Here is an 11,854-nt window from a genome sequence, read left to right as displayed (position 1 = left end):
TGTTCAATCCAACCGAAATTATTTTTGCCTGCACAACTGCCTGTAACCTTCACTGCCCACACTGCTTCATTAACCGAAATCCAAGTCATTTGAACACAGAAGATGCAGTAAAGTTTTTAAAATCTGTGCACGATTCAGACTTATCACAAATTGAAAGCATCGGTTTTTCGGGCGGAGAACCGTTCTTGTGCGTTGACTTTCTGTGCAAAATCATTAAAGAGGCAGTTGATAATGATTTTATGTTTGACAGAATAATGACAAACGGTGACTGGTGGAAAACAGAAGAAGATTTAACTGCAGCATTCCAGAAAATCTATGATGCAGGCTATGACGGTAAAATCGGTTTAAGTTATGACACCTTCCATGCACAAAGCGAAGAGCGTATTGCAATATTTATAAAGACAGCATGGAAATTTTTCGGCTGTCAAAGTATAGAAATTCAAAGTGTGAAGGGAGAAGTCTCCCCCTGCGCGTCCACTTCGTTGGCCGCTACCCCCTCTGCGGGCACATCCCGCAACGCCCTGAATATCTCAGAAAAATTAAAATCACTAGCCGATAAACTTAATCTTTCTTACAGTGAAGAAATCTCAAAATCAGGCCGCGGAGTTGCAGCAATGACAGACAGCGAGTATTTTCTTCCGGCATACATTCAGACAGAAAGCTATCAGTCAACAGATGAGCGGGCATGGAAAGATAAGAAATGGTTTAAAGACGATTTATGCGAATCGATGGGTCAGATTCTTTTTATACATGCTACCGGCGACATTGCACCATGCTGCGGTTTTGCAAACGAAAACAAAGAGCTTTTTATCGGAAAAATTACAGACAGCTTTGACACCGTTCTCAAAAATGCAGCTGAAAACAAAATGACTGCACTTTGTTTTGAAACCGGGCTCTCAAATGAAATTAAAAAACTTCAAAAAGAAGGCCGGCTTCCTGAAGGAAAAACAAGTGATATCTGCACCTTCTGCGATTATGTCTGTAAATTAAAAGCCTGAAATCTATTTTATTTTTGTTACACACTCGTTGAATTCAACGGCAGAAAACTCTCGTTCAGCTCCAAGTTCAATTCCATCATCCAGGTGCATTATTTCATTTTCTACACAGCCTAAAGCAGCATCAAAATCAGGTGAATCCAGTTTTACATCAATAATCGGACTTCGTTTTTTATTTGCATAAGCGGCAGAATACTTTGTCAAATCAGAAGGTGTATTTCTACGCTGATTGTAGAGATTCCATAAAAAACGGGCTGCAATTAATTTTGTAACAGGCGTATCTTTGGAAACTGAATTCTGTTCATCAAGAGGTTTTGAAGCAGGATTTAATAGCCCGCTTCCTGCAATTTTAGAATAAAGTTCTTTATTTGAAATGTTTTTTCCAACGGTATAGTTAAAAAGCAGATCCGGGTTCAAATCTGCAATCAAAATCATTTCCATTACAGTTAACTTTGGTAAAGCAAGAAGTGCCGAATTATTTTCACCTAAATTGCGCAGATTCCAGCTTTTATCACGAAGAGACCCGTATGCAGAGCGGTAAAAGCTGTCCAGTGACAAAAATGCTTCATCAAACTGTGCAACTGCCTGAGCATATTCCAGGTTTGAATAATGAGTAAGAGCTGATTCAAGAATTAAAAGGGATTTATCAGAAAACAATTTTGTTTTTTCTGAAAGATTTTTTTCGATTTCAAGGCGGTGTGCAAGAATTAAAGAACGGGCGTCCCCCTTAAAAGAGTTTACAGACAACTCATAAAACTTTTTTGCCTGCGATTTTTCACCTGAATCAAAGGCCATACAGCCGGCAATCGCATACAGGCGTGCAGCTACAGCTTTTTTTATTGTAACATCATTTAAAGCTGTCTGAATGTCGGCAATCAGTTTCTGAGCAGACTGCTTAAAAGTTTTGTCTTTTATAATGTCCTGAGAAGCTATGAACTGTGCATCCAGAGAAGAAAAACGGTTTTCAAAGCTGGAAACTTCCGTAACATTTGAAACACTGTCAATATAAATGTCGTCCTGCATTGATACACAGGAAGCAAAAATCAGGCTCACACATAACAAAATTCCCAGTTTTTTCATTTAATTTACCTCACTTTCCATGCTACAAGTTTTTTATCAATTGTAAGGGCAATACACTCACCTATTTTATCACCGTTTACATCAGCAAAGACAGGCTTTCCAAAACCAGCTAAAGGATAGCCGGAAAGAAGCTCAAGATTTTCATTAAAGCCGTAAATAACATTTGCATCTGCACAGACAAACAGACTGAATTTTCCGTTATTTTCTGTATCACGAAGGCAGATAAAGCCGTTTTTTGCAGTTGAATTCGGAATCTGAACGCTCAGCACAGAACCGTCAGGAGAAATCCTGTATAAAAGTGCATCATTTGAAAGGGCATAGAAATATTTTTCTGAAGCAACAACATTTATCATAAAGACTCCGCCAAGCCTCATCGGGAAATTTTCAATCTGCTCACCTGTTTTAGAATCTGCTCTCCAGATATTCATTTCACCTGCCTGAGTCACAAATCCAATGTAATTTTTCCCGCTGTGTTTTAAAATTGCCGGAGAACCAAGCGCAATTCCCGGAATTTCAAAAGGTTCGTTGAGATTCAAACATTTATCATCTTCAAAGTAATAGATTTTACCAAGAAAGGCTTTATGATAAACTACAAAACTTTTTCCACCGGCCAAAGCAACCGGTTCAGATTTTGCAGAAAGCCCGGGAATTTCTATAGTTACCAGAGAAGCATCAGGTTTTACAATAAAAACATTGCCATATTCTGAAACAACCACAAGATTTTCTCCGACAGCACACGGGCGGACAGAAACAGTTTCTCCAAGCATTAAAGGAAATTTAACGGTATTTTCAAGATTTGAATTAAGAAGCGAAACAACACCATGAGATGTAACTGACCATAAAACACCGCCGTTTTTCGGCTTCTGATTAGCAGCAATCTCGATTTTATCACTTTCTGCCTTTGAAATAATCTGCATGCCTGAAACATCAAGTGCCTTTATTGTATCAGAATTTTCGACCCAGTAGACATGTCCGGGATTTTTTCCTGCATCAACCTGAAGATTTGATGTATCTGCCTTGCCTTCAAGTGAAAGCGGGAACCCCGGAACTGAATAAAGGCTGCCGCTCTTTCTGGCTACGGCATGAAGAGAAAATTCGAGCAGATCCTTTTCGATGCGTGTATCAAAACGGCCGAGAGTATAAAGCTGAAGAACACGCGAGAATGATTCATTATTACGCAGGAAGAACGGAACACTGCGCTCAAGATTATAGAAAAGCGAAAGTGTCAGATCATTTTTAAGACCACGGGAAACTTCCGTGTAATTTTTATTTTTGACAAGAGATTTTCCTGAATGTGCATTTGTAAAGACGCTTGAAAGACATTCAGCACTTTCAGAAAAGTAAATGTTTCCGTCAAGAACCATAAAATATGGTGACGGCATATTGATTCCGAAAACCGAAAGCATCCAGTTCAAAAACGGCGGGAATTTTAACTGCGGCAGACGGATTCCGCCCAGAATGAGTGAATTATCATCCTTTATTAAAATTGACTCAGTAAGTTTGTTGAAAACTTTCTGCCGCTGTTTTTCATCTTTTACCTGAACGACAAAGACAGGATCATTCTGATTTTCAACACCAAGAACAGCAAGTTCACTTCCGCTCCATGAAAATAAAAATTCATTTAAGTCCATTGAAAGCAGCGATTTGCACCAGTCATCACAATTCGTCCAGAATTCATCAGGATTTTTTACATCCGGAATAAAAGGCAGAAGTGCATTTTTAAGTTCTTCAAGAGTACCTGCATTTAAAATCGTATAATACTGAGTAATATCTGAAAAACGTGTAAGTAAAGAAGGTACGGTTGATTTTTTAGACAGAAGATTTGAAAGAGAAGCGGCATCTTCTTCAGCAGTGCTGACCGGAACCCGGCATTTTAAGGAAATATCAGAATCTGTAATAGAAAAAGATACGACGCTGAGTGAATCAGCAGAAACAATTTTTGACATTGAAGAAAGAATTGTGTTTCCTTCAGTAACAAAATTCATAAGCGATGAAGCGTCAGCAATTATTTTAAGCTCGCCTTTTGAATTTGATTTGAATAAAGAAAGCTGTTCTTTTGTGTAAGAAGTATCGTTCTGGACAAGTGAAGATGTAAGCAGATGTTCAAAGGAATCAGATACGATTACAAGATTTTTGACGGATTTGATATAAAGCTTTAATCCGTTTGCATTGTAAACATAGTAAGGAGTCTGCTCGCCCTGTTCGTATGAAAGGTTCTCAATCTTGTAAGAAAGTTTTGGATACATGTAAGAAACTATTCTTGTAAAAAGCGAGAACATTCCAAAATCAACAACAGCTACAAAATGCGAATCCACACCGATTTTTGAACCGTTTCCATATAAGGCAAAATCAACAGGGCGTGAAGAAGCAAACTGTATAAACTGATTTTCACGCAGGGAAGAAGAACGGAAATCCATAAAAGACTTACGAATCTGTGATAAATCAGGAGTTGAAAGAAATACGTCTGCTGCCTGTAAATCAAAAAAAGGATTTACTGTATCAAACGCAGAATTTGTGCGCACATAGACGGAATAATTCCGCGGAATTGAAGAAAGGGATGACTTTCTGTCAAAGGCAGCGTAACCGAAAGCAAGGGCAAGCACAGCAATTAAAGTAAGCAGTACGATAAAAAAAGATTTTATAAAAGAAATAAAAGGCTTAGATTTTTTAATCTCTTCGATATTATTATTTTCCATAATATTAATTTTTAAATAATACAAACATTTTGTCAATGCAAAAAAAAATCCCCTGCCCGCAGAATGTGAACAGGGGAAAAATCTAAAACGCTGTGAATTACTGTCCTACAGAAGTAAGACCTGTGTTTGTGTATGCAACAACAGCTGATTTAAGAGCCGAAATTAAGCTGTAGTTAGCATCTTCTGAGCTGTTGTCGAAAGTCCATGCAAAGTCAGGATTGTGACGGCCAGAGAACTTAAGGACGCTTGTAAGGGCAGCATCAGGCTCCTGCAGTGAACCTTCTGCAAGATATAAAGATTCACTTGTATCAAAGTTTGAATAAGTTGTACCGCCGGAAACAGTCTTGAGTGTTGAAGGAACAGTGTCCGTTCTGTTATCTACGACATAAGCATCAATATCGCTATCATCCGGATAATCTTTATTTGTCATGTACTGGAACTTAACTCCGTTATATCCAAGCTGATAGAACTTATTGTTGTAAGCCTTAATCCATCCGCCGGCTTCACCGGAGAATGTACCGTCACCTGTTGCATCAGTTCCCTGGCCGCTCGACATCATAGGATCATGCGGATTTCGGAAGAAGTTAGATTCAACAAAAGCAGAAGAACCCATTGTTACACCAACACCATATTTTGCATTTCCGTCAAAGTAATTGTTGTAAATGTGGACTGTCTGAACACGAATACGAGGATGACGTGAATCAGAATGATCGAACCAGTTGTGATGATATGTCAGTCTTGAATCTGTACTTTCAGATTTCATGCCGCACAGAGAACATTTTCCGGAATCCCAGAAGTGATTATAGCTGTATGCCTGCCAGTTAGACTTTCCTTTTACGTCCAGTGAACCGTCGCCTTTTGCCTGATCGGAATCTCCGCCGGTTGAACCGTAGAAGATGTCAATATTATGCATCCAGCTGTAGTAATTCTGTGTATCAAGTGAAAGGGCGTCATCCATGAAGCACATAATTCCAAGATTTGAAACTTCAACATGAGTTGAATTACGGATTAAGAAACCGAATCCCCAGATTGTAGCGTCATGACCAACACCTTCAAAAGTGATTGGTGATTTGTTGTTCTTAATCTGAAGTCCTTCAGAGCTTGAAGCGATGTAATCCAAATCACTCTTAGAGAGTTTACCAATTACACGGATATCAAGTGGAACTGTAAGCTTTTTGACGGAACTTTCATCAAGAATAGCCTGTAAACCTGTACAGTCGTTATAGGTAATAGTTTTTGCATTATCTTTTGTTACATAAAGAACTACAGCATCGCTTTTAAGAGTACCGTCTGATTTATAAGCGCCTGGAGTTTCCGTTCCGCTGAATGCATATCCTGAACGGTCGTGATTTAAGACAGTTGCAGTTACAGTTGTTGCACTTCCGCCTGCCGGTGTAATTGAAATTGTATGGCTTCCTGCAGCAAGACCTAAAACATCAACACGGATTACATTTGAATAAGATTTTTCTGTCCAGGTTGACTGACCTTCTGAGTAAGAAAGTTCATTGTATTTGTATGTTGAATATTTTCGGATAAGTTCGTTGTCAACTGTATTTCCGTCGCAGGTAATTGTATAGGTTGAACCCGAGTTATTAAAAATTACATACATGCTGTTGAGCCAGCCTTCTGCTTTCTGAATTGTTACAGAAGAGCCGCTTGAAGAAGCATCAGTAGTAACAGTCATATCAACAGTAATTGTCTGGTTTGTCGGCTCGTAAGTTTCAGCATTTGCTGAAGTACTTGTTTTTGTAGAAATTGTTGTATTTGTTTTCTCCCATTTTGTCGGAGCGTAAACAGAAATTCCTTTGATATTGAGAGAATAGTTTTCGTCTGCATTATAAAGGCAGACAACTTTCTGTGTTTCGCCGTCAGCTGCTGTTAATGAATATGCAAATTCCTGAGTAGTGTAATTTGAACCGCTGAATGTGAAGCTTTGAACAGAAGACTCATCAGTCGTAGCAATTTTCATAGCAACATCAGTCTGATCTTTTGTACCACACTTAGCGTTAATTGTAATGTAAGAAACATTTACAGGAACGACAAATTTTAAACACTGGCTCATGCTTCCGCCTTTACTTGCCTGAAGGAAGTTACAGATAAGACCGCTTTCTGTTTCTGTAGAAGCTGTTACATTTGCCTTAAATTTTGAAGAAATAAGAGTTACATCTCCGTAGGTTCCTGCAGTTGCAGCCTGAGAAGAGTCAGAAGCTGTTGTAAGACCAAACAGATAATCACTTGCGTTCCAGTCCATTACCTGATAATAACCAGAGTAAGTTCCTTCTGTAACATAAGTTCCGACAACTGTCGTTTCTGCTTCCTCATCATCATCCGGAACAGTAACAGAATTACGTTTCAATTCAAAAGTTAAGGCAGTTGTTGAATTTGCTGTAATTGTGCCTGTAGTACTTCCGGAAATTGAGTCACCTTCGTAAGTTGCTGAAAGATAGAAAGTGTATTCTCCTACAGGAATTGCAATTGTTTCAGCTTCAAGTTCTGAAGCAGTGCTCCATGAGCCGAAAGTTGTTGTTTTACTTGTAGAAGAGTCTGTACCCTTAAAAACAATATCAGTAAGAGTAACAGATTCCGGCACAGTGAATGCAACACGACCGTACGCTGTAGTTACTTCGTCAGCTGCAGAAGAAATATCCGAACAGCCCGTAAAGTTTGCCGCAAGCAGGCTTAGCGAAGCGAGTGCGGTGAATATTTTAAGTAATTTGAATCGTTTCATTTATTTTTCTCCCTGGAAGTCAGATTAGTTTTCAATGATAATTACACCAACATTACAGCTGTCACCTTTCGAAATCGTAATACTATCAGCAGCTGCCGTGAATGAAAGTGAATAAGCAGTACCGTCAGCGGCAGCTGTATAAGTAGTTGTTGTTCCATTTTCAGTAACTTTGACTTTCTTAGCACCATCTGTAACTATCTTAACAGTTTTTCCGGCTGTTCCTGTAATTGCTATTGAGGTGCTTGACTCCATCTTTAATGGTTTTTTATACTCAACACCGTCATATGTAATTGTAAGTCCAGACTTAATATTACCAGTAACAGTTACAGTATAAGCTGAGCTTGTGCATGACGCAGCATTTGTATCAGTAAATGTGATATATGCCAGCTGCGGTGTCTTTGTCCAGCTTGCAGTAAATATTACATCGCTTGTAATTGCACTTGAAGGTGTAAGTCCTTCAACACTTGAACTCCATGTAACTGTGTAATCAGCTTTGTTTGTGCGTGTAGAAGATGCCCAGCTCGGGAGTTCTGCATATTCACCAATGTAAACTGTCTGTGTATCAAGATTGCTGTCTGTTTCAGCAGCAATAGCATCGCTTCCCGTTACATCACTAGAGATTTCAGAATCTACGAAAGTTACTGTATATTTAGCGTATTCAGTCCAGCTTGCTGTAAATGTCGTATTTGCAGTAATTTCTGTTTCTGAAGGTGTTACTTCATCGCTGTCTTTTGTCCAGCTCAGTGTGTAATGAGTTTTTGCCCATGAAGGAACAGAAACAGGCTTGTCGCCTTCGTAAACTTCTTCTGTTGAATCTTCATTTACGGTATCCCCGTCATAAGCAGAAACATCTTTATATGTTACGGTGTATTTGTTACGTGCAGTCCAAATGGCAGTATATGTTGCATTTGCAGTAACATCTGCAGTTGAATTAAAAGAAGGATTCCATGAAAGTGTATAACCTGTTTTTTCCCACGCCGGAGCCGTTACTGTCTTCGTTGATGCATCTTCATAAACTTTATGAGTTACATCTTCGTTTGTATCAAAATCAGTAACTTCTGAATCCTTAAATGTGACTGTATAATACTTTCTCCAGTTTGTAGTGAATTCTACATCAGCTTTGATTTTTGAAGAAACTGTATATTCAGAATGTTCGGCATCTGCAGTCCATTCCAGATCATAAGTATTTGAAGTATCAGAATTAGTCCATGCAGGAATATCTTCTTCTGAGATTGTATTTCCTTTTACAACTTTTACGGTTGATGATTTATTTTCTTCAGCTGCGCTTTCATCATCATTAGTAAATGTAACAGTGTATTCCCAGCCAAGACATTCTTCAGTTTTACCGCAGGCAAGAGCTTCTGCTTCTGTATCATAACCTTCGCCACAGTAAGGGCAGTAGTATTTACCGTCTACAGAAACACCGATGGAAACAGTACCTGTGCTTTCTGTAGAGTTGTTTACAGACGGCGTACTTGCTGAACCACCTGAACTTGAACCGCCGTCGGCAGCACAGCCAATGAACAATGCGGCAAAAATTGCCTGCAATGCAAAAAGTTTTTTAATTGAGAATCTTTTCACAATAATCCCCCTTAATTTATTAACTACAGTCAGTATATCAAGGTCGGAAAATTAAATTCTTTTTTATTTTTGCATTTTAACGACTTTTTTCTAAAGATTATTTTTATTTTTTTTATAATAATAAGAAATCTATTTGAATTAATAAGAACTTTCCCATTATAATAATCTTAAATATAAGAGGGGGTTTATGAATCTGTTTAAAATATTATCAGCTTTACCGGCAGTTTTTCTGTTTTCTTCCTGCATGTTTTTTCAGGAAACAGCTGCAACAGTCGCTAATTATCTTCCGTACACAATCGTAACTGCAACAGAGACAGTTTCTTATTCATACGATTCAAGTAATCCTGCCTTTAAGGTTTCACCTTCTGTAAAAACTGTAAATATTTCAGGAATTCCTCAGGGAAAAAGCGTATATATTGCCAAAGTAAATCCGGGAAACAGCACAGTTTCTTCGAGCCACACACGCTGTGTTTATTCTTCAGACGGATATTCACGTTCTGCCCTTTCTGAATTTTCATCAGTAAATGAAATGCCGCAACCAGAAACAAAAATCAAATATTTTAATGCACCAAAAATCTCGCTTGAAAACGACATACCTTCACAGAGAAGTGCTTCTTTTTCAACTTTGCCGGAAAAAACTGTAATTGACTATCAGACTGGAGATACTAAGCAGATTTATGTTGATACGGGAATTAATTCACAAGGTAATATAGGGCTATATCAAAAAAAGCAGGCAACTTTAAGGGCAAAAGGCACTTACTGCTATGTCTGGGTTGTAAACAGTTATTACACAGAAGGTGCAGCAGGCGGCTCACAGGTAAATTCTGCAATGGCAGAAAAGTTCAGGAACTCCTTCGATTCATTTTATGAAATTGTCAGGAATATTTTCGGAGAAGAAAGCGACAATATCATTTACTCTTATTCAAATTCAAATCTGACATTAAAACAGGCAAGTTCACAATATCCAATGAGTTCCTACAGCGACACAGGCACAAAGGTAAATATCGTTCTTTATGACATCGGAAATGACTATGAAAATGAAACAAAATGCGGAGTTGCAGGATATTTTTATGAAAAAGACTATTATTCGCAGACAGATTACACTTCAAGCGACGTAAGATTTTCAAATCAGGGAAAATATTTTTACATCGACACCGTTTATGCAAACTCAGATCCGGACGGAACTCTTTCAACTTTAGTGCATGAATTTCAGCACATGATTAATTTCGGAGTAAAGGAAATTGACAAAGATTTAGATCCTGACCAGTCTTACAACGAAATGCTTTCCATGCTCTGTGAAGACATGATGAGTGAGCATTTAGGTCTTACAGATTCAAACAATGTCAAAGCAGAACGGATTCCTATGTTTAACATTTACTATTTTACTTCAGGAATCAGAGAATACCTTGAAAGCAATTCAGTTCTATCTTATGCAACTTCCTACGCTTTCGGTTCATGGCTGTGCAGGCAGTACGGAGGAGCAGCTTTAGTCAGTGAAATTATGTCCAATCCGTATGTTGACAATGAATCACTGGTTAATGCAGTAAATACTTTAAACAGCACTTCATACACGTTTGACGAACTTTTCAGGCAGTTTTTACTTGCCTGCACAAAAAATTTAACCTGCACACACAATAAAACTGTAACATATACAAAAACAGACGGCACAACCTATACTTACCCAATGACTGCAATTGATTTGTGGTCTGACGCTTATTCTTATCCAAAAACAGGATTGAGCTTTATAGAAAATCAGCAGGAAGGAGGATATGAGCAGAATAAAGAAACATATAACGGTCCTTTTTTATTTTCTAACAATACCTTCGTAACACTCCGTCCGAAATACGGAATGACACTGCATAAACTCGGCACCACAACCTCAAACAGTCTGAGCCTTACCTTCTCCAGCACCGGCGCTGACTGCATCACGATGTATGTAATAATCCAGTAAAAAAAAAGCACCAGTCGGGATGACTGATGCTTTTCTCTCAAACTAATCTAAAACTTAGCAGTTCCTGGAAGCAAAGCTTCCTACGAGAAGTATTTGATTGTGAGAACCCGCGTTCTGAGCAGTGCGGAAGAACGCGCGGGAGCTTTTTGCAAAGCAATAAAGCGACCTTTCGGATAAAAAGAACAATCAAATACTTTAAAAAGAAAAAAAAGGCAACAGCCGTGATGACCATTGCCTTTATTACAAACTAATCTAAAACTTAGCAGTCCTCGCTGAAGTATTTGATTGTTCTTACCATACGTCACTGACGCGCCGTTTGCCACTAAGGAAGTTATTGACGTTTGCGCTCTCGCGCATGGGCATCTGAGATGTGTATGAGTTTCATTATCATACCTGCGGTCGTAGCAAGCGTGCGACCGCGCGGAGCGAAAACGCGCAGCGTATTTCGCGACAGTTGAATCGAATGATAATGAAAACTCATAAAAAAACCCGCCGAAGCGGGTTTTTTAGTCAGATAATTCTAAAATAGCTTAGCAGTTCTCTGAGAAGTATTTGATTGTTCTTACCATCTGAGATGTGTATGAGTTTTCATTATCATACCAAGAAACAACCTGTACTTCAAAGAGGCCGTCAGCAACTTTGTTGACCATAGTCTGAGTTGCATCGAAGAGTGAGCCGAAGCGCATACCGATAACATCGCTAGAAACGATTTCGTCCTCGTTGTAGCCGAAAGTCTCGGGGTCAGAAGCCTTCTTCATAGCAGCGTTAACAGCTTCTTTTGTAACGTCGTTGCCTTTAACAACAGCAGTCAGGATGGTTGTTG

At 38.7% G+C, this 11,854-nt stretch carries 6 protein-coding genes and 1 pseudogene; 2 read left to right on the top strand and 5 right to left on the bottom strand.

Annotated elements, in window-relative coordinates; genetic code table 11:
* On the top strand, window positions 1-998 hold a 998-nt coding region (locus tag ACKI5B_RS04670), incomplete at its 5' end, for a radical SAM protein (RefSeq protein ID WP_407426319.1).
* A 3-nt stretch (window positions 999-1,001) separates the two neighbouring features.
* Here ACKI5B_RS04670 and ACKI5B_RS04665 read toward each other — a convergent pair.
* From ACKI5B_RS04665 to ACKI5B_RS04650, 4 genes are all read right to left on the bottom strand, one after another.
* The gene (locus ACKI5B_RS04665; protein WP_407426317.1) at window positions 1,002-2,075 is read right to left on the bottom strand and encodes a hypothetical protein; all 1,074 of its coding nucleotides are present in this window, start codon (window positions 2,073-2,075) and stop codon (window positions 1,002-1,004) included.
* A gap of 5 nt (window positions 2,076-2,080) precedes the next feature.
* On the bottom strand, window positions 2,081-4,771 hold the full coding sequence (locus ACKI5B_RS04660) for a hypothetical protein (RefSeq protein WP_407426315.1): 2,691 nt from the start codon (window positions 4,769-4,771) through the stop codon (window positions 2,081-2,083).
* A 97-nt stretch (window positions 4,772-4,868) separates the two neighbouring features.
* Complete coding sequence (locus ACKI5B_RS04655; RefSeq protein WP_407426313.1) at window positions 4,869-7,499, bottom strand: pectate lyase family protein; 2,631 nt, start codon at window positions 7,497-7,499, stop codon at window positions 4,869-4,871.
* Window positions 7,500-7,523: 24 nt separating this feature from the next.
* Window positions 7,524-9,080 (bottom strand): hypothetical protein, encoded by a 1,557-nt coding sequence (locus ACKI5B_RS04650; RefSeq protein ID WP_407426311.1) that lies wholly within the window; start codon window positions 9,078-9,080, stop codon window positions 7,524-7,526.
* 187 nt (window positions 9,081-9,267) lie between these two features.
* On the opposite strand from ACKI5B_RS04650, the gene ACKI5B_RS04645 reads away from it, so the two are divergent.
* Window positions 9,268-11,031, top strand: coding sequence for a M30 family metallopeptidase (locus tag ACKI5B_RS04645; RefSeq protein WP_407426309.1), 1,764 nt, complete (start codon window positions 9,268-9,270; stop codon window positions 11,029-11,031).
* A gap of 530 nt (window positions 11,032-11,561) precedes the next feature.
* Here the strand turns inward: ACKI5B_RS04645 and ACKI5B_RS04640 are convergent.
* A pseudogene (locus ACKI5B_RS04640) lies at window positions 11,562-11,854 on the bottom strand (type I glyceraldehyde-3-phosphate dehydrogenase); the annotation flags it as partial.

The organism is Treponema sp. (assembly GCF_045657965.1).
Taxonomy (GTDB): domain Bacteria; phylum Spirochaetota; class Spirochaetia; order Treponematales; family Treponemataceae; genus Treponema_D.
Note: the sequence above shows the minus strand (reverse complement) of the source record. Positions and strands in the feature narration are given on the sequence as shown.